This window comes from Streptomyces malachitofuscus (assembly GCF_055571035.1).
In genome coordinates this window covers 18,548-39,627 of the sequence record NZ_JBVIGA010000038.1, presented here as the reverse complement: position 1 = coordinate 39,627, position 21,080 = coordinate 18,548, and the positions used below count along the sequence as shown (strand labels likewise).

The following is a 21,080-nucleotide window of genomic DNA, read 5'->3' as shown; positions in this document are numbered from 1 at the left end:
CTCTCCGGAGAGGGGGCAGGCCCTTGGCGTGGGCGGGGTCCCGGGTCAGGCGCCCCGGGAGGTGAGCCAGGCGTGGGTGGCCTCGGCGGTGGAGCGGGCGTGGTCCTCCATCATGGTGAAGTGGTTGCCGGGGACGTCGAGCACGGTGTGCGCCCGGTCCCAGGACGTCTGCCACTCCTCGGGCCGCATCTCCTCGCCGGGACCCGCGGGCACCGGGGGCTCGGTGGAGCGGACGAGCAGGACCGGGCAGTCCAGCGGACCCGGCTCCCACTCACCGATCATCGCCACGTACCAGCTCATCGCGGTGAGCCGGTCGGAGTCCATGTGCGCGAACATGGACTCCCGGTCGAACATGCCGCCCAGCATCTGCTGGGAGAACCGGAGGAACGGGGAGTCGGCCCGCGGCATGTAGGTGTCGAGCAGGACGACGGCGGCGGGCGCGGCGCCGCGTTCCTGCATCCGCCGGGCCGTGGACAGGGCGAGGACGCCGCCGGAGGACGATCCGAGCAGGACCGCCGGGGTGTCGCCCACGGTGCGGTGCACCGCGTCGGCGTGCAGGTCGGCGACCGCCTCGAAGGTGGCCGGCAGCGACTCTCCGGTGCCGAAGCCCTGGGTCGGCAGGGCCCATACGTCGCGCCGGCCGCGGAAGGCGGAGGCGAACCGGGCGTACTGGTGGACACCGGCGAGGGCCACGTAGGAACTGAAGCAGACCAGCGGCGCGGCGGTGTCACCGGCCGAGAGACGGATCGCCCCGGGAACGGCGGTGAGTTCGTCCGGCGAGGCGAAGGTGGGACGCAGTGCCGCCGCTGCCTGGAGCAGGGTGAAGCCGTCGTCGACCCGGCCGTCCAGACATGCCTGCTTGAACAGGGCACCGATGGTGTCCCCGGCGCGCGCCCCGGCGGCGGCCGGTGCCGCTTCTCCCCGGCCGGTGTCCGGGGCGCCCCGGTCACCGAGCCTGCCGTGCAGATGGGCGGCGAGCGCCTCGGGGGTCGCGTGGTCGAAGAGCAGGGTCGGGGCGAGTTTCAGGCCGGTGGCGATGGCGAGGTGGTTGCGCAGTTCGACCACCGTGAGGGAGTCGAAGCCCTGCTCGGTGAAGAGCCGGTCGGGCTCCACCTCGTCGGGGCCGGCGTGGCCGAGGACGGTCGCGGCCCGTTCGCGCACCAGGCCCAGCAGCAGGGCGCGGCCCTCTTCGGGGGTGCGTCCGGCGAGCAGGGACGCTCCCGCGTCCGGGTCGGCGCCCGCCACGGTCCTGCGGGTGACCGCCGGGGCGGCGGGCCGCAGCATCGCCCGGACGCCGGAGCGGCCGGAGCCGGTGGCGACGGCGATCACCGCGGAGTCGGTCGTGGCCAGCGCCTCGTCCAGGAGGGCGAGGGCGTCCTCGGTGGCCAGGGGGCGCAGTCCGCCGCGGGCCAGCCGGCCGCGGTCGGCGTGGGACAGCCGGCCGGTGATGCCGCTGTCGTCGTTCCACAGGCCCCAGGCGACGGAGGTGGCGGGCAGCCCGAGGGAGTGCCGCAGGGCGGCGAGCCCGTCGAGGAAGGCGTTCGCTGCGGCGTAGTTGGCCTGCCCCGGGGCGCCGAAGGTGCCCGCGGCGGAGGAGAACAGCACGAACGCGGCGGGTGGCCGGCCGACGGTGAGCTCGTGCAGATGCCAGGCCCCGTCGGCCTTGGGCCGCAGCACGGTGTCGAAGCGCCCGCCGTCGAGAGCGGTGAGGACGGCGTCGTCGGTGACGCCGGCCGCGTGGACGACGCCGGTCAGCGGCAGTTCGTCCGGCAGGCGATTCAACAGCCGCTGCACGTCGTCCCGTTCGGCCATGTCACAGGCCTCCAGGTCTACATGGGCGCCCAGTTCGGTCAGTTCGGCGACAAGGGCGTCGGCCCCGTCGGCGGCGGGTCCGCGCCGCCCGGTCAGGAGCAGCGAGCGTACGCCGTGCCGGGTGACGAGATGGCGGGCGACCGCTCGGCCGAGGGTGCCGGTGGCGCCGGTGATCAGCACGGTGCCGTCGGCGAGGGCCGGTGCGGCGCCGGCCTCGGCGGGCGCGGCGTCGGGGTGCAGGACACGGCCGTCGCGAACCGCGCCGTGCGGGCGTCCGGAGGATACCGCCGTGAGCAGGGCGAGGGCATCGCCGTCGTCCGCGACGTCGGCTGCCAGGTCCACCAGCTGGAAACGGCCCGGGTGTTCGGCCTGGCCGGAGCGGACCAGGCCCCACAGGGCGGCACCGGTGGCGTCGGTCCCGGCGTCCCCGGCGTCGACCGCCGCGCGGGTGACGAACACCAGCCGGGAGTCGGCGTACCGCTCGTCGGCGAGCCAGCCGCACATCAGCTCGTGGGCACGGGCCAGTCGGCCGCGGACCCGTTCGGGCAGGGCGGCGTGGGCGTCGGAGGGCTGCGGCTCGGGGGCGACGAGGACCACGTCGGGCATGGTCATCCCGGTGTCGACGGCCTTGCCGAGGGCCTCGAGGTCGGCATACGCCTCGAGGTGGACCCCCGCCGCGTCCAGGGCGGCGGCCACCCGGTCGTCGCCCTCGCCGAGGACGATCCAGCGCACCGCGCGCGGCCGCGGGGTTCCCGGGGCCGGGCGGCTCTCCCGCCAGTCGAGACGCAGCAGTTCGGGCCGGCCGGTGCCGGCGGCCGGGGCGGCGGACACCGTGCGCAGGGTGATCGCCTCGGCGGTGGCGACGGGCCGGCCGGTGGTGTCGGTGACCAGCACCCGGAAGCCGTGGTCGTGGCCCGCCGGGGTGAGGCGCACCCGCAGCGCGGTCGCGCCGGTGGCGTGCAGGGTCAGTCCGGACCAGGCGAACGGCAGCATGGGCGCGGCGGCCTCCTCGTCCCGCACGCCCGGGCGGCGGACCAGCAACGCCTGCACGGCCGCGTCCAGCAGCGCCGGGTGCAGCGCGTGCCGTGCGGCGTCCTGCCGGTACGGCTCCGGCAGCGTGACCTCGGCGTACACCTCGTCGTCGCGCTCCCACACGGTGCCCAGGCCGCGGAAGCTGGGGCCGTAGTCGAATCCGGCGGCGGCGAAGGCCGGGTAGGGGTCCTCGTCGGAGACGGTCCGGGCGCCCGGCGGGGGCCAGGCGGCCAGGTCGTCGGCCGGGGCGGGCGGCGCCTGCGGGGCCAGGACGCCCTGGGCGTGCCGCTGCCAGGGGCCGTCGTCCCCTTCGGGCCGGGACCACACGGTGAAGGCGCGGCGGCCGTCGGCGTCGGCGCCGTCGACGGCCACCTGGATGAGGGCGGCGCCCTCGCCGGGTACGACGAGCGGGCTGAGCAGGGTGAGTTCGCTCAGGTGGCCGCAGCCGGTACGGTCGCCGATGTGCACGGCCAGGTCGAGGTGGCCGGTGGCGGGCACGATGACCTGGCCGAGGACGGTGTGGTCGGCGAGCCAGGGGTGGCTGCGCAGCGACAGCCGCCCGGTGAACAGCAGGTCGTCGGAGCCTGCCCGGATGACCTCGGCGCCGAGGAACGGGTGCTCCGCGGTGCGCAGTCCGGCGGCCTCCGGGTCGCCGGCGAAGGCCGCGGTGGGCAGCCAGTGGCGCCGCCGTTGGAAGGCGTAGGTGGGCAGGGGCACGACGCGGGCGCCGGGCATGAGTGCCGCCCAGTCGGGTGCGACGCCGTGCGCGAAGAGCGTGCCGACGGCCGTCAGCAGCTGGTCCGTCTCCGGCTTGTCGCGCAGGGCGGCCGGAACGCACACCGGCTCCTCCGCCGCGGACGGCTCCGGCTCGGCGAGGGCGGCCTCGGCGAGCGCGGTGAGCGGGCCGTCGGGGCCGACCTCCAGGAAACGGCGGGCGCCGAGACCGTACAGCCGTGCCACGCAGTCGTGGAACCGGACCGGTTCGCGTACGTGCCGTACCCAGTACTCGGGGTCGGTGAGCAGGCCGGGTGTGGCGGTCTCGCCGGTCCGGCCGGAGACCAGGGACAGCGTCGGCTCGGCGTAGGAGATGCCGGCGGCGACGGCGCGGAAGTCGTCGAGCACCGGGTCCATCAGCGGTGAGTGGAAGGCGTGGCCGACCCGCAGCCGGGTGGTGCGCCGTCCGGCCGCCGCGAAGTGGTCGCAGATCTCCGCGACGGCGGCCTCGGTGCCGGAGACGACGGTGGCGAGGGGGCCGTTGACGGCGGCGATGCCCGCTTCGTGCTCGCGGCCCGCCAGCAGAGGCAGCACCTCGTCCTCGGCTGCCCGGATCGACGCCATCGCGCCGCCGGGCGGGAGCACCTGCATCAGCCGACCGCGGGCGGCGACCAGGGCGCACGCGTCGTCGAGGGAGAACACGCCCGCCACATGGGCGGCGGCGATCTCGCCGACGGAGTGCCCGGCGACGAGGTCGGGCCGCAGGCCCCAGGCCTCCAGCAGGCGGTAGAGGGCCACCTCGAAGGCGAACAGCGCCGGCTGGGCGTGATCGGTGCGGTTCAGCGCGTCGGTGTCGTCACCGTGCACCGCCTCGCGCAGTCCGGGGATCCGCTCGCACACGGCGTCGAAGGCCTCCGCGAACGCCGGGAAGGCGGCGTGCAGGTCGCGTCCCATGCCGGGCCGCTGGGCGCCCTGTCCGGTGAACAGGAACGCCGTCCGGCCGCCGGAGCGGGCGGTGCCGGTGACGGTGCCGGGCAGCGGGGCACCGTCGGCCAGCGCCCGCAGCCCGTCGGTGAACTCCTCGTGTCCGGTGCCGACGAGCACGGCCCGGTGGGGGAACGGCGTCCGGGTGGTCGCCAGGGCCAGCGCGGTGTCGGCCGGCCGCACCCCGGGGTGCGCGGTGATGTGGTCGAGGAGCCGGGCGGCCTGGGCGCGCAGGGCGTCACGGCTGCGGGCGGACAGGACCCAGGGCACCGGTCCCGCCCACGCCTGCGGCTCCGCCTCCGGCGTCTCCTCCTCGGGTACGGCCTCCAGCACGACGTGCGCGTTGGTGCCGCTGATGCCGAACGACGACACACCGGCGCGCCGGGGGCGCTCCCCCGTCCCCGGCCATTCCCGGGCCTCGGTCAGCAGCTCCACCGCGCCCTGACCCCAGTCCACGTGCGAGGACGGCCGGTCGACGTGCAGGGTGGCCGGCAGCACGCCGTGCCGCATCGCCAGCACCATCTTCATCACGCCCGCCACACCGGCACCCGCCTGCGTGTGACCGACGTTCGACTTGACCGACCCCAGCCACAACGGCCGGTCGGCCGTACGCCCCTGGCCGTAGGTGGCCAGCAGTGCCTGCGCCTCGATCGGGTCACCCAGCCGTGTACCGGTCCCGTGGGCCTCCACGGCGTCCACCTCACCGGCAGCCACCCCCGCATCGGCCAGGGCGGCCCGGATGACCCGCTGCTGCGACGGACCGTTGGGCGCGCTCAGCCCGTTGGACGCACCGTCCTGGTTGACCGCCGAACCCCGCACCACCGCGAGCACCGGGTGCCCGTTGCGCCGCGCGTCCGACAGCCGCTCCACCAGTAGCAGACCACCGCCCTCGGAGAAGCCCGTACCGTCCGCCGCGTCCGCGAACGCCTTGCACCGCCCGTCCGCCGCCAGCCCCTGCTGACGGCTGAAGTCCACGAACAGACCGGGGGTCGACATCACCGTGACGCCGCCGGCGAGGGCGAGGTCGCACTCGCCCGCGCGCAGGGCCTGCACGGCGAGGTGGAGGGCGACCAGGGACGACGAGCAGGCGGTGTCGACGGTGACCGCCGGGCCCTCCAGGCCGAAGGTGTAGGACATGCGTCCCGACAGGACGGCGGCGGAGTTGCCGGTGCCGAGGTGGGCGCCGACGTCGTCGCCCGGGGCGATCGGACGGGACGTGTAGTCCTGGTAGTTGGTGCCGGCGAAGACGCCCGTGCGGCTGCCGCGCAGGGTGCGCGGGTCGACGCCCGCCCGCTCGAAGGTCTCCCAGGCCATCTCCAGCAGCAGACGCTGCTGCGGATCCATCGCCACCGCCTCACGGGGCGAGATGTTGAAGACGCCGGGGTCGAAGTCGGCGAAGCCGTCGAGGAAGCCTCCGGTGCGGGTGGAGGTACGGCCCGCACGGCCGGGTTCGGGGTCGTAGAGGGCCGCGACGTCCCAGTCGCGGTCCTCGGGGAAGGGACCCATGGCGTCGGCGCCGTCGGCCAGGAGCCGCCAGAACCGCTCGGGGGTGTCGGCGTCACCGCTGTCGCCGTCACCGGGGAAGCGGCACGCCATGCCGACGATGACGACGGGATCCTCGGACGTGTGGTGCCGGGTCGCGGTGTCGGTGTCGGCGGATGTGGCCGGGGACGCCGGGGCCAGGCGTTCACTGAGGTGTTCGGCGAGGGCGGCGGGTGTCGGGTAGTCGTAGACGAGGGTCGCGGGCAGCCGCATGCCGGTCGCCTCGCCGAGGGTGTTGCGCAGTTCGACGGCGGTGAGGGAGTCGAAGCCGAGCTCGCGGAAGGCGCGGGCCGGTTCGACGTCCTCGGGACCGGGATGGTTGAGGACGTAGGCGATGTGGGCGCGGACCAGTTCCAGGAGGGCGTGGCGCCGGTCCGCCTCGCCGAGGGCGGTGATGGCCGCGAGGATGTCGTCGTCCTCGTCACCGGTGCCCTGGGCGGCTCGGCGGGCGCGCAGCCGTTCGAGGTCCGGGAGCCCCGTGTAGAGGCGGCGGGGGCGTCCCTTGTCGAGTTCGGCGCCGAAGACCTCCCAGTCGATGTCGGTGACGACGAGGGTGGTGTCGTCCTGGTCGAGGGCGTCCTGGAGGGCGGTGACGGCGACGGCGGGGTCCATGAGGCGGACGCCGTGGCGCTGGAGGCGTTCGCCGACGGTGCCGGAGGCCATGCCGCCATCGGCCCAGCCGCTCCAGGCGACGGCCGTGGCGGGCAGGCCGCGGGCGCGGCGGTGCTCGGCGAGCGCGTCGAGGTAGGCGTTGCCGGGGGCGTAGTTGCCGTGTCCTGAGCTGCCGAAGACGCCGGAGGACGAGGAGAAGAGGACGAACGCGGACAGGTCCAGGTCCGCGGTGGCGGCGTCGAGGTTGAGGGCGCCGCCCACCTTGACCCGCAGGACCTCGGCGAGGCGGTCGGGGGTGAGGGAGCCGATGACGCCGTCGTCGAGGACGGCGGCGGTGTGGAAGACGGCGCTCAGGGGCCGGTCCTCGGGGATGCCGGCCAGCAGGGCGGCGAGGTCGGCCGGGTCGGCGATGTCGCAGGCGACGAGGTCGGCCCGGGCGCCGGCGGCCGTGAGCTCGGCGAGCAGTTCGGCGGCGCCTTCGGCGTCGGGGCCGGAGCGGCTGACCAGCAGGAGGTGGGGGGCGCCCGTGCGGGCGAGCCAGCGGGCGACGTGGCGGCCGAGGGCGCCGGTGCCGCCGGTGACCAGGACGGTGCCGTGCGGCGTCCACCGGCGGCGGGCGGGCAGCCCGCCGACGGCGGCGCGTTCCAGACGGCGGCCGAGGGTGCCGGTGGCGCGGACGGCGACCTGGTCCTCGTGGTCGGTTCCGGCGAGGACCGCGACGACGCGGTCGGCGGCGCGCCGGTCGCACTGCTCGGGCAGGTCGATCAGGCCTCCCCAGCAGGCGGCCTGTTCCAGGGCGACGACGCGTCCGAAGCCCCAGACGAGGGCCTGGGCGGGGTGCGCCGGGGCGGTGTCGGTTCCGGTGGCGACGGCACCCCGGGTGAGGAACCACACCGGGAGGCGGGCGTTGAGGTCGTCCAGCGCCTGGACCAGCGCGACGGTCGCGGCGAACCCGGCGGGCAGCTGCGGGTGTCCGGGATGCGGGGTGTCGTCCAGGGCCAGCAGGGAGAGCAGGCCGCGGGCACCGGCGGCGGCTTCGGCCAGTACGGCGGCGGCGCCGGCCCGGTCGAGGGGGGCGTCGACGACGACGGGGAGGCATTCCGCGCCGGCGCGGGTCAGCGCGTCGCGTACGGCGGCGGCTTCGGGGCCGTTCTCGTGGCCTCGGGGGACGACGAGGGCCCACCGCCCGCCGAGGGACGGGGTGTCGTCGGCCGGGAGCGGGGACCAGGTGATGCGGTAGCGCCAGCGGTCGGCGGTGGCGTGGTCGTTGCTGCGGCGCCGGTAGTCGGCCAGGGCCGGGGCCAGGGTGGCGACGGTGGCCTCGTCGAGGCCGAGGGCCGTGGCGAGGGTGGTGAGGTCACCGGAGTCGACGGCCTGCCAGAAGGGCGCGTCTGCGGTGTCCGCGGGGGCGGCCCCGGAGGGATCGCCGGTGCTGAACCCGGGCCAGTAGCGGCGGCGTTGGAAGGCGTAGACGGGCAGGTCGACACGGCGGGCGGGCTCGTCGTGGACGGCGGCCCAGTCGACCGGTCCGCCGCGCACGGCGAGGGCGGCCACGGAGGAGAGGAACCGTTCGGGTCCGCCCTCGGAGCGGCGCAGGGTGCCGAGGACGGCTCCGTCGGTGATGCCGAGGTCGTCGAGGATGTCGTCGACGGCCGTGGTGACGACGGGGTGCGGGCCCGCCTCGACGAAGACACGGTGTCCGGCGTCGGCGAGTCCGCGCACGGTGGTTTCGAAGCGGACGGTGCGGCGGATGTTCTCGTACCAGTAGGCCGCGTCGAGGGTGGTGGTGTCCTCGACCCGGGCGCCGGTGACGGTGGAGTGGAAGGGGATCTCGGCGGGGCGCGGGCGGACCGGCGCGAACCCGGCGAGCAGGGCGTCCTTGACGTCCTCCACCTGGGCGCAGTGGGAGGCGTAGTCCACGGGGACGCGGCGGGCCCGGACGCCGTCGGCGGTGAGGCGGGTGAGGAGTTCGGCGAGTGGTGCGGCGTCTCCGGAGACGGTGACGGAGCGCGGGCCGGTGACGGAGCCGACGGAGATGCGGCCCTCGTAGGGGGCGAGGAGAGCCTCGACCTCGGCGAGCGGCAGGGGGACGGCGACCATGCCGCCGCGGCCGGTGACGGCGGTCAGTTCGCGGGAGCGGGTGACGACGACGCGGGCCGCGTCCTCGAGGGTGAGGACGCCGGCGATGTGCGCGGCGGCGATCTCGCCCTGGCTCTGTCCCGCGACGGCGGCGGGGCGGATCCCGCAGGCCATCCACAGGCGGGCGAGGGCGACGCAGACGACGAACAGGGTGGGCTGGACGACGTCGAGGCGCTCCAGCGGCGGGGCGCCGGGCGTGCCCCGCAGGACGTCGAGGACGCGGTAGTCGGTGAACGCCTCGACGGCGGCGGCCGCTTCGTCGAAGTGGGCGCGGAACCGGGCGTCGGCGGCGTGCAGTTCGACGGCCATGCCCTCCCACTGGGGGCCCTGGCCGGGGAAGAGGAACACCGGGTCGCCCTCGGTGTCGGCGACGCCGCGCACCACCGCCGGGTCGGGGGTGCCGTCGGCCAGCGCGGTCAGTCCGCGCACCAGCACGTCGAGGTCGGGGGCGACGACGGCCGCACGGTGTTCGAGGGCGGGGCGGGTGGCCGCGAGGGACCAGGCGAGGTCGGCGGGGCGCGGTGTGCCGTCGGGGGCGGCGCGGAGGTGGGCGGCGAGGCGGCCGGCCTGGGCCCGCAGCGCGGCGGCGGTGCGGCCGGAGACGGTGAAGGCGCGGGGGCGGGGCGTGTCGTCGGCGGGTTCGGCGGTGTCGTCGTGCTCGGGCTGCGGGGCCTGTTCGAGGATGACGTGGGCGTTGGTGCCGCTGACGCCGAAGGAGGACACGCCCGCGCGGCGCGGCCGGTCGCCGGTGCCGGGCCAGGAGCGGGACTCCGTGAGCAGTTCGACGTGTCCGGCGGACCAGTCGACGTGGTGGCTGGGCCGGTCGACGTGGAGGGTGGCGGGCAGCCGTCCCTCGCGCAGGGCGAGCACGGTCTTGATGACGCCGGCGACTCCGGCGGCGGCCTGGGTGTGGCCGATGTTCGACTTCACGGACCCGAGCAGCAGCGGGCGGTCGGCGGGCCGGTCCTGGCCGTAGGTGGCGAGGAGGGCCTGGGCCTCGATGGGGTCGCCGAGGGTGGTGCCGGTGCCGTGCGCCTCGACGGCGTCGACGTCGGCGGGGGCGAGCCGGGCGGACTTCAGGGCCTGCCAGATGACCCGTTCCTGGGAGGGTCCGTTGGGCGCGGTCAGGCCGTTGGACGCGCCGTCCTGGTTGACCGCGGAGCCGCGCAGCACGGCGAGGACGGGGTGGCCGTTGCGGCGGGCGTCGGAGAGCCGCTCGACGACGAGGACGCCGGCGCCCTCGCCCCACGCGGTGCCGTCGGCGGCGTCGGCGAAGGCGCGGCAGCGGCCGTCGGGCGACAGACCGCGCTGGCGGCTGAACTCCAGGAAGACGGTGGGCGTCGACATGACCGTCACGCCGCCGGCGAGGGCGAGGTCGCACTCCCCCGCGCGCAGGGCCTGGGCCGCCAGATGCAGGGTGACCAGGGAGGAGGAGCAGGCGGTGTCGACGGAGACGGCCGGGCCCTCCAGGCCGAGGGTGTAGGAGATGCGGCCGGACAGGACGCTGGGCGCGTTGCCGACGCCGTCGTCGCCCGCGTTGTCGGAGTGGCTGAGCAGGGTCGTGTAGTCCTGGAGGTTGGTGCCGGTGAACACGCCGGTGCGGCTGCCGCGCAGGGACAGCGGGTCGATGCCGGCGCGCTCCAGGGCCTCCCAGCAGATCTCCAGGAGGATGCGCTGCTGCGGGTCGGTGCCGACGGCCTCGCGCGGTGAGATGCCGAAGAACCCGGCGTCGAAGTCTCCGACGCGGTCGATGAATCCGCCGGTGCGGGTGTAGCTGCGGCCGGGGGTGCCGGGCGTCGGGTCGTACAGGGCGTCGGTGTCCCAGCCGCGGTCGCGCGGCCACTCGGTCATGGCGTCGGTGCCCTCGTCGAGCAGCCGCCAGAGGTCGTCGGGGCCGGTGACGCCTCCGGGGAAGCGGCAGCCCATCGCGACGATCGCCATGGGTTCGTGCCGGTGGGCCTCGGCCGCGGCCAGACGCTGCCGCGTCTGGTGGAGGTCGGCCGTGACCTTCTTCAGGTAGCCGAGGAGCTTGTCCTCATCGGTCATGTGTTCTCACCCGTTCTCAGGTCCCGTGGCCGTGCGTCAGGAGATGCCGAGGTCGTTCTCGATGAAGTCGAAGATCTCGTCCGCGCCGGCGGACCGGATCCGGTCGCCCACGTCGTCGCCGCCGTCGGCGGGCGCGGGGACGACGGTGGTGGTGGTGCCGAGCCGGCCGAGGAGCGTCTGGAGGCGGGCGCCGATGCGGTCGCGGCGGGCGTCGTCCTCGGGCAGCCCGTCGAGGGCCGCCTCCAGGGAGTCGAGCCCGGCGAGAACGGCGGCGGCCGTGTCGGTGTCCTCGGTGAGCCGGTCGCGCAGGTACCCGGCGAGGGCGGTGGCGCTCGGCTGGTCGAACAGCAGGGTGGCCGGCAGGGCGAGTCCGGTGGCGGCGCCGATGCGGTTGCGCAGTTCGACGGCCATGAGGGAGTCGAAGCCGAGCGCGTTGAAGGCGGTGGTGGCGCCGACCCGGTCGGTGCCGGTGTGGCCGAGGACGGCGGCGGCCTCGGTGCGGACGAGCGCGGTCAGGGTGCGTTCGCGTTCGGCGGCGGACTGTCCGGCGAGCCGCTCGCGCAGGGCTTCCGCGGCGCCCGCGGCCGCCTCGGGGCGCGTGGCGGGCAGGTCGCGTACTTCGGGGAGGCCGGAGAGCAGCGGGCTGGGCCGGGAGGTGGTGAAGCCGGGCGCGAAGCGGGCCCAGTCGATGTCGGCGACGGCGAGGACGGCGTCGGTGCGGGCGGTGGCCCGGCGGAGGGCGTCGGCGGCCTTCGCGGGGTCGAGCGGGTTGATGCCGCCGCGGCGCATCCGGTTCTCGGTGCCGGTGTCGGCGGTGGCCATGCCGCCGCCGTCCCAGGGGCCCCAGGCCACGGAGGTGGCGGGCAGTCCGGCGGCGCGGCGGGCCTCGGCCAGGGCGTCCAGGAAGGCGTTGGCGGCCGCGTAGTTGGCCTGCCCTATGGTGCCGAGGGTGCCGGAGACCGACGAGTACAGGACGAACGCGGTGAGGTCGCGGTCGCGGGTGAGTTCGTCGAGGTTGCGGGCGGCGGCCAGCTTGGGCCGCAGGACGCGGTCGAGTGCCGCGGTGTCCATGCCGTCCAGGAGCCGGTCGTCGAGGACGCCCGCGGTGTGCACCACCGCGTCGACGGGGTGCTCGGCGAGGAGCGCGGCCAGCGCGTCCCGGTCGGCGGTGTCGCAGGCGGCCAGGACGAGTTCGGTGCCGGTGTCGGCGAGGGCGTCCTTGAGGCGGGCGGCGCCGTCGGAGCCCGCGCCCGAACGGCTCACGGCCACGATGCGGGTGGCGCCGCGCCCGGCGAGCCAGGCGGCGGTGCGCAGGCCGAGTGCGCCGGTGGCGCCGGTGAGCAGGACGGTGCCGGTCCAGTCGGGGCCGTCCGTCGTCGGCGCGCCGGGAGGGGCGTGTTCGAGGCGGCGCAGGAAGGTGCCCGCGGGGCGGACGGCGATCTGGTCCTCGTCCGCGGTGCCGGTGAGGGCGGCGGCCAGGCGGCGGGCAACGTCGGGGGCGAGGGCGGTGGCGGTGCCGGCGGGCAGGTCCACCAGGCCGCCCCACAGCTGGGGGTGTTCGAGGGCCGCGGTGCGGCCCAGTCCCCAGACGGCGGCCTGCTCGGGTACGGCGGGTGCCTCGGTGCCGAGAGCGCCGACGGCGCCCGCGGTGAGCGCCCACAGGCGGGCCGGGTCCGCTCCCGCGGCTCCGTCGGCGAGCGCCTGGAGGAGGGCGGTGGTGGCGGCCAGTCCGGCGGGGACGGCCGGGTGCGCGGGCAGCGGATCGGTGTCGACGGCGAGCAGGGACAGCACGCCCGCCCAGGCCGGGTCTCCCTCGCGGCGCAGGTCGGTGAGGGCGGTGGTCAGGTCGGCGCGGTCCGCGGCGCCGCAGTCGACGGGCAGGACGCGGACGTGTGCGCCGTGGACGGCGAGGGCGTCGGCGACGGAGCACGCCCAGGTGCCGCCGACGAGCCGGCTGGGGACGGCGAGGAGCCAGGTGCCGTCGAGCGCGGCCGGGCCGCCCTCCGCGGCCGACCGCCACACCACGCGGTGTTCCCAGCCCTGGATCTCCTCCCGCCTGCGGTCCTCGCCCCGCCAGGCGGCCAGGGCGGGCAGTACGGCGCTGAGCGGGGCGTCCGGATCGACGGCGAGCCGTGCGGCGAGCGCGGCGGGGTCGGCAGCCTCGACGAGGTCCCAGAACGCCGAGTCCTCGCCTGACCCGGTGGGCGCCGCCGAGGGCTCCAGCCAGAAGCGCTCCCGCTGGAAGGCGTAGGTCGGCAGGGGCACGGCGCGCGCCCCGGTGTCGGCGGGTGCGGCGGGGACGTCGGCGCGGCCGTGGACGTGGAGTTCGGCGGCGGCGAGCAGCGCGGACCGGTCCTCGGCGGTGTCGCGCCGCAGCAGGGGCACGGCGGTGACCGCGGCGGGGTCGGTGACGCCGTCCAGGACGAGGGTGGTGAGGGTGGCGTCGGGGCCGAGTTCGAGGCAGTGGGTGACGCCCGCGGTCTCCAGTGCGCGGACTCCGTCGGCGAAACGGACGGCCTGGCGCACGTGGCGGACCCAGTAGTCGGCGGTGACGAGGTCGTCGCCGGTGGCGAGGGCTCCGGTGAGATTGGACAGGACCGGTACCGTCGGGGCGTCGTAGCCGACGCGGGAGGCGACGGCGCGGAAGTCGTCGAGCATGGCGTCCATCAGGGGCGAGTGGAAGGCGTGGCTGACGCGCAGGCGACGGGTCTTGCGGCCGCGCCCGGCGAACTCGCGGGCGACGGCCTCCACCGCTTCCCGCTCACCGGAGACCACGACGGACGCGGGCCCGTTGACGGCGGCGATCGCGACGCGTCCGGCGCCGCCGTCGAGCAGGGGCAGCACCTCCTCCTCGGTGGCCTCCAGGGCGGTCATGGCGCCGCCCTCGGGCAGGTTCTGCATGAGCCGGCCGCGGGCGGCGACGAGGGCGCAGGCGTCGGCGAGGCCGAAGACCCCGGCGGCGTGCGCGGCGGTCAGCTCGCCGATGGAGTGACCGCCGAGCACGTCGGCGCGGACACCCCACGACGTGGCGAGGGCGTGGGCGGCGGTGCCGAACGCGAAGAGGGCGGCCTGGGTGTGGGCGGTGCGGTCCAGCAGCGCGGCCTCGGCGGTGCCCTCGTCGGCGAAGACCACGTCGCGCAGCGGCGGTCCGTCGAGGTGCCGGTCGAGTTCGGCGCAGACGGTGTCGAAGGTGTCGGCGAAGACGGGCTGCGCGGCGTACAGGGCGCGGCCCATGCCGGGGTGCTGGGCGCCCTGGCCGCTGAACAGGACGGCGAGCCCGCCGCCGTCGGCGGTGCCGGTGGTGACGTGCGGGGCCGGTTCGCCGGCGGCCACGGCGGCGAGTCCGGCGAGCAGTTCGTCCCGGTCGGCCGCGACGACGGCGGCCCGGTGCGTGTGCGGGTGGCGGACGGTGGTGAGGCTGTGCGCCAGGTCGCGGGCGTCGTCGTCGTGCTGGAGGACGTGGGTGCGCAGGCGGGCGGCCTGGGCGCGCAGCGCCTCGGGGGTGTGTCCGGAGACGGGGTGCACGCGCGGTACGGCGGCGGGCGCCGGCCGTTCGGGGGCGGCTCCGTCGCCGGGCGGTTCCTCCAGGACGACGTGGGCGTTGCTGCCGCTGATGCCGAAGGAGGAGATGCCGGCCCGGCGCGGGCGGCCGTCCCGGGCGGGCCAGGGGCGGGCCTCGGTGAGCAGGTCGATGGTGCCGCTGGACCAGTCGATGTGCGGGGAGGGCGCGTCGACGTGCAGGGTGCGGGGCAGTTCACCGTGGCGCATCGCCATGATCATCTTGATCACGCCGGCCGCTCCGGCGGCCGCCTGGGTGTGCCCGAAGTTGGACTTGGCGGAGCCCAGCAACAGGGGCTGCCCGTCGGGCCGTTCGCTGCCGTAGGTGGCGAACAGGGCTTGCGCTTCGATGGGGTCGCCGAGGGTGGTGCCGGTGCCGTGCGCCTCGACGGCGTCGACGTCCGCCGGCGACAGGCCGGCGGAGGCGAGGGCCTGCCGGATGACGCGTTCCTGGGAGGGACCGTTGGGCGCGGTCAGTCCGTTGGACGCGCCGTCCTGGTTGGTGGCGGAGCCGCGGACGACGGCGAGGACGGGGTGGTGGTTGCGGCGGGCGTCGGAGAGGCGTTCCAGCAGGAGCATGCCGACGCCCTCGGAGAAGCTGGTGCCGTCGGCGGAGGCGGCGAAGGCCTTGCACCGGCCGTCGGCGGCCAGGCCGTTCTGTGCGGTGAACTCGGTGTAGGTGCCGGGGGTGGCCATCACGGTGACGCCGCCGGCCAGGGCCATCGAGCACTCGCCCTGCCGCAGCGCGTGGGCGGCGAGGTGCAGGGCGACCAGCGCGGAGGAGCAGGCCGTGTCGACGGTCATCGTCGGCCCCTCCAGGCCGAAGGTGTAGGCGACGCGGCCGGAGATGACGCTGCCGGAGACGCCGAGCCCGATGTAGCCCTCCATGCCCTCGGGGATGTCGGCCAGTCCGGAGGCGTAGCCGGAGCCCATGGCGCCGACGTAGACGCCGGTGTCGCTGCCGCGCAGGGACAGCGGGTCGATCCCGGCGCGTTCGAAGGTCTCCCACGAGGTCTCCAGCAGCAGCCGCTGCTGGGGGTCCATGGCGAGGGCCTCACGGGGCGCGATGCCGAAGAGGGAGGCGTCGAAGTGGGTGGCCCCGTGGAGGAATCCGGCCTCCAGACCGGCCAGCCGGTCGAGGTCCCAGCCCCGGTCGGTGGGGAAGGCGCCGATGGCGTCGCCGCCCTCGGAGACGAACCGCCACAGCTCCTCCGGGGAGGTGACGCCGCCGGGGTACTGGCAGGCCATGCCGACCACGACGACCGGGTCGTCCGCGTCGGAGGCGACCGTGGTGGCGGTGAACTGCTCGGTCGATCCGGCGAGTTGCCTCGCGAGATGGCGGGCGAGGGCGCTGGGCCGGGGGTGGTCGAAGACGAGGGTGGCGGGCAGCCGCAGCCCGGTCTCGGCGTTGAGCCGGTTGCGCAGGTCGACGGAGGTGAGGGAGTCGAACCCGAGGTCCTTGAAGGACTGTTCGCCGTCGACGGCGCCGGACGAGCCGTGTCCGAGGGCGACGGCGGCGTGCCGGCGCACCAGTTCCAGCAGCAGTCGCTCCTGTTCGGGCGCGGTCAGGCCGGCCAGCCGGCGGCCGAGGGCGGAGGCGTCGGTGCCGGCGGCGCGGGCGGCGCGGCGGGCGGGCGCGGGGACGAGGCCGTGCAGCAGGGCGGGCAGCCGTCCGGCGGAGGCCGCCGCGCGCAGGGCGGCGGGGTCGGTGCGCAGCGGCGCGAGGAGCGGCTCGCCGGTGGCGAGGGCCTCGTCGAGCAGGTCCAGGGCCCGTGCCGGGTCGAGGGCGGGCAGTCCGGAGGCGGCGATGCGGCGGCGGTCGTCCTCGCCGAGTCCGCCGGTCATGCCGGCGTCGTGGTCCCACAGGGTCCAGGCGAGGGAGGTGGCGGGCAGGCCCGTGGCCCGCCGGTGCTGGGCCAGGGCGTCCAGGACGGTGTTGGCGGCCGCGTAGTTGGCCTGCCCGGCGCCTCCGAGCAGGCCGGAGGCGGAGGAGAACAGCACGAAGGCGGTGAGGCCGGCGTCGCGGGTCGCGGTGTGCAGGGCGAGCGCGGTGTCCGCCTTGGCACGCAGCACGGCGGCGAGCCGCTCGGGGGTGAGGGAGCCGAGGACGCCGTCGTCGAGGACGCCCGCGGTGTGCACGACGGCACGCAGCGGCCGGTCGGCGGGCACCGTGGCCAGGGCGGCGGCGAGGGCGTCGGGGTCGGTCGCGTCGCACGCCTCGATGCGTACGGCGGCGCCTCGGGCGGTGAGTTCGGCCGCCAGGCCGTCGGCGCCCGGGGCGTCGCTGCCGCGGCGGGAGAGCAGCAGCAGCGAGCGTACGCCGTGCGTGGTGACCAGGTGGCGGGCGACCAGCGCGCCGAGTGCGCCGGTGCCGCCGGTGATCAGGACGGTGCCGTCGGTGTCCCAGGCGGGCGCGCCGGGGGCGGCGGGCGTGCGGGCGAGCGTCGGCGTCAGCAACCGGCCCTCTCGGAGCACGAGTTGGGGTGCTCCCGCGGTGACGGCCGCGGCGAGCACGGCGCGTGACGCCTCGGTGTCGTCCACGTCGGCGAGGACGAGACGGCCGGGGTTCTCGGTCTGGGCGGCGCGCACCAGGCCCCACGCGGCGGCGGCGGGCAGGTCCGTGACGTCCTCGCCGTCGGCGGCGACGGCGCCGCGCGTCACGACGACGAGCGGCGCGTCCTGGGTGCGCGGGTCGCTCAGCAGGGCCTGGAGGTCGGCCAGGGCACGGGCCGCCACGTCGGCGGGCCGCTCCCCGGGCCGTGAGGCGTACGGCACGACGGCGGCGGCACAGGGGGTCGCACCGGTGCCGAGCGCGGGCCACGCGGGCACCAGGCCGTCGGCGGGGTCCTGACCGGCGAGCCGCCAGCCGTCGGTGTCCGGCGCGTCGGGGAGTTCGGCGCCGGTCCAGCGGACCGCGTACAGGGCTGCGTCGGTGGGGCGGGCCGTCTGCAGGGCTCCGTCGGCGACGGGACGGCTGACCAGGGATCCGACGGTGGCGACGGGCTGTCCGGTGCCGTCGGCGAGCGTGAGGCGTACGGAGCCGGAGGGGCCGCGGTCGAGACGGACGCGCAGTTCGGTGGCGCCGACGGCGTGCAGGGCGACGTCGCCGAACGCGAACGGCAGCCCCGTGCCGCGGGCCTCGCCGTCGCCGTCCGTGTCGTCACCGGCCAGCTGGGCGTGCAGGGCGGCGTCGAGGAGGGCGGGGTGCAGTCCGTAGCGGGCGGCGTCGCGGTGCTGGTCCTCGGGGAGCGCGATCTCGGCGTACCAGGTGTCGCCGGAGCGCCAGACGGCACGCAGGCCCTGGAAGACGGGGCCGTACTGGTAGCCCCGGTCGGCCAGGGCCGGGTAGAGGCCGTCGAGGGGGACCGGCCGGGCGTCGGCCGGCGGCCAGGCGGTGAGACCGGTCCCGGGCTCGGCGGGCGCGGAGGCGAGGACGGCGGTGGCGTGCCGGGTCCAGGGGCTGTCGTCGTCGGCGTCGGGCCGGGCGTGGACGGTGACCGGGCGGCGGCCGGAGGGGTCGGGCGCGCCGAGGGCGATCTGGAGCTGGATGCCGCCGTCGTCCGGGAGGACGAGCGGTGCCTGAAGGGTCAGGTCGTCGAGGAGGCCGCAGCCCACCTCGTCCCCGGCGCGCAGCACGAGTTCGACGAACGCGGTGCCGGGCAGCAGGACGGCACCGGAGACGGTGTGGTCGGCGAGCCACGGCTGGGTGCGCGTGGACAGCCGGCCGGTGAGCAGGACCCGGTCGTCGTCGGCGACCCTGACGACGGCGCCGAGCAGCGGGTGCCCGGTGGCGGTCAGTCCCGCCCCGCCGACGTCGGCGGCGGCCGCGGCGGGGCGCAGCCAGTAGCGCTCCCGGGTGAAGGCGTAGGTGGGCAGGGCGATGCGCGGGCCTGCGGGGTCGGCGCCCAGCAGGGCGTCGAGGTCGACGGACACGCCGTGGGCGTGGGCGGCGGCGACACCGGCGAGGAGGGTGGCGGCCTCGGGGCGGTCGCGGCGCAGCAGCGGCACGCACACCCGGCCGGCGGTGTCGTCGGGCAGGCAGGTGCGGGCCGGTGCGGTGAGGGCGGCGTCGGGTCCGACTTCCAGGAAGCGGGTGACGCCGTGGGTGGCGAGCCAGTCGACGCCGTCGGCGAAGCGGACCTGGTGGCGCAGGTGGCGCACCCAGTAGTCGGCGGAGGCCAGTTCCTCGGCGGTCGCGGGGCGGCCGGTGAGGTTGGAGACGACGGTCAGGCGCGGCGGATGTGCGGTGACGGTCTCGGCGACCGCGCGGAAGTCGTCCAGGACGGCGTCCATGTGCGCCGAGTGGAAGGCGTGCGAGACGCGCAGCCTGCGGACGGTGCGGCCGCGGGCGCCGAGCTCGGCGGCGACGGCCTCGACGGCGGCGGCGTCGCCGGAGATCACCGTGGCGCGCGGTCCGTTGACGGCGGCGACGGCCACGGCGTCGCCGTGCGCGGCCAGCAGCGCGGTCACCTCGTCCTCGGCGGCGTCCACGGCGGCCATGGCGCCGCCCTCGGGCAGCGCCTGCATGAGCCGGCCGCGGGCGGCGACCAGGCGGCAGGCGTCGGGCAGCGACCACACGCCGGCGACATGGGCGGCGGACAACTCGCCCAGGGAGTGGCCGAGGACGTACTTCGGTGTGATGCCCCACGACTGAAGGAGCCGGAACAGGGCGACCTCGAACGCGAACAGGGCGGGCTGGGCGAGGCCGGTCCCGCGCAGTGCCTCGTCGTCCGGGCCGGCGTCCAGGACGGTGTCCTTGAGGGAGAGGCCGAGCTCGGGATCGAGGTGGGCGCAGACCTCGTCGAAGGCGCGGGCGAAGGCGGGGAACGCGGCGTACAGGTCGCGGCCCATGCCGGGACGCTGGGCGCCCTGCCCGGAGAACAGGAACGCGGTGGCGCCGCGCAGGGTGCGGCCGGTGACGACGGCCGGGTGCTCCTCGCCCGCGGCGAGCGCGGCGAGGGCGTCGCGGGCCGTGGCGGTGTCCTCGGCGAGGACGACGGCGCGGTGCTCGAACGCCTGCCGGGTGGTGGCGAGCGATCGCGCGGTGACGTGCGGGTCGTCGCCGGGGTGCGCGTCGACGTGGTCGAGGAGGCGGGCCGCCTGGCCGCGCAGGGCCTCGGCGCCGCGCGCGGACAGCAGCCAGGGGGCGAGCGGCAGTCGTGCGGGGGTGGCGGGGGCCGGGTCCGCGTCGGCGGGCTCGTCGGGGGCGGCTTCGAGGACGGTGTGCGCGTTGGTGCCGCTGATGCCGAAGGAGGAGACGGCGGCGCGGCGCGGCCGGCCCTCGGTGGCGGGCCAGTCGACCGGCTCGGTGAGCAGCCGGACATGGCCGGCCTCCCAGTCGACGTGCCGGGACGGCGTGTCGACGTGAAGGGTGCGCGGCAGCCGGCCGTGCCGGAGCGCCATGACGGTCTTGATGACGCCGGCGACTCCCGCGGCGGCCTGGGTGTGGCCGAGGTTGGACTTGAGGGAGCCGAGGAAGAGGGGGTGCTCGGCGTCCTTGGCGCGGCCGTAGGTGGCGAGGAGCGCCTGGGCCTCGATGGGGTCGCCGAGGGTGGTGCCGGTGCCGTGCGCCTCGACGGCGTCGACGCCGTCGGCGGTGATCCCGGCGTTGGCGAGGGCCTGTTCGATGACCCGCTGCTGGGCGGGCCCGTTGGGGGCGGTCAGGCCGTTGGAGGCGCCGTCGGAGTTGACGGCGGAGCCGCGGACCACGGCCAGCACGGGGTGCCCGTTGCGGCGGGCGTCGGAGAGCCGTTCCACCAGGAGCAGGCCGACGCCCTCGGACCAGCCGGTGCCGTCGGCGGCGTCGGCGAACGCCTTGCACCGGCCGTCGGGCGCCAGTCCGCGCTGCCGGCTGAACTCGAACAGCAAGCCCGGCGTGGCCATCACCGCCACGCCGCCCGCCAGTGCGAGATCGCACTCCCCCGCGCGCAGCGCCTGCACCGCCCAGTGCAGGGCCACCAGCGAGGAGGAGCAGGCGGTGTCGACGGTGACGGTGGGGCCCTCGAGGCCGAGGACGTAGGAGATGCGGCCGGAGGCCACGGAGGTGGCGTTCCCGGCGAGCATCAGGCCGTGCACGTCCTCGGGCACCTCGACCGGGCCCTGCCCGTAGCCGGAGCTTGCGGCGCCGACGAAGACACCGGTGGCGCTGCCGCGCAGGGTGGCAGGCCTGATCCCGGCGCGCTCCAGCAGTTCCCAGGACGCCTCCAGCAGGATGCGCTGCTGCGGGTCGGTGGCCAGCGCCTCGCGCGGGCTCATGCCGAAGAACGCGGCGTCGAAGGAGGCGGCGTCCTCGAGGAAGCCGCCCTCGCGCGTGGAGAACGTGCCGGGCCGGTCCGGGTCGGGGTCGTAGCGGTCGGCGATGTCCCAGCCGCGGTCCTCGGGCAGTGGTCCGATGGCGTCGCCGCCCTCGTCGACCAGCCGCCACAGGTCCTCGGGGGTGCGGATGCCGCCGGGGAACCGGCAGCTCATCGCGACGACGGCGATGGGCTCACGGCCGCGGTCCTCGACCTCGCGGAGCCTGCGGCGCGTCTGCCGCAGTTCGCCCGTGACCCGCTTGAGGTATTCCACGTACTTGTCGTCGTCAGCCACGTGTGTCACTTCCTTGAACCGGGCGGGGCCGGGGCTTCGGGTGCGTGCGGGGG

Annotated in this window: 1 protein-coding gene and 1 pseudogene; both read right to left on the bottom strand. The window is 76.4% G+C overall.

What is annotated here, in order from left to right:
• Positions 1 to 45 precede the first annotated feature (45 nt).
• Positions 46 to 10,863, bottom strand: a pseudogene (locus tag ACZ44S_RS36180) (type I polyketide synthase); the annotation flags it as partial.
• Between the two features lie 54 nt (positions 10,864 to 10,917).
• Entirely contained in the window at positions 10,918 to 20,883 is a 9,966-nt protein-coding gene (locus tag ACZ44S_RS36175) for a type I polyketide synthase (RefSeq protein WP_466937113.1), read from the bottom strand.
• Between the last annotated feature and the right edge of the window lie 197 nt (positions 20,884 to 21,080).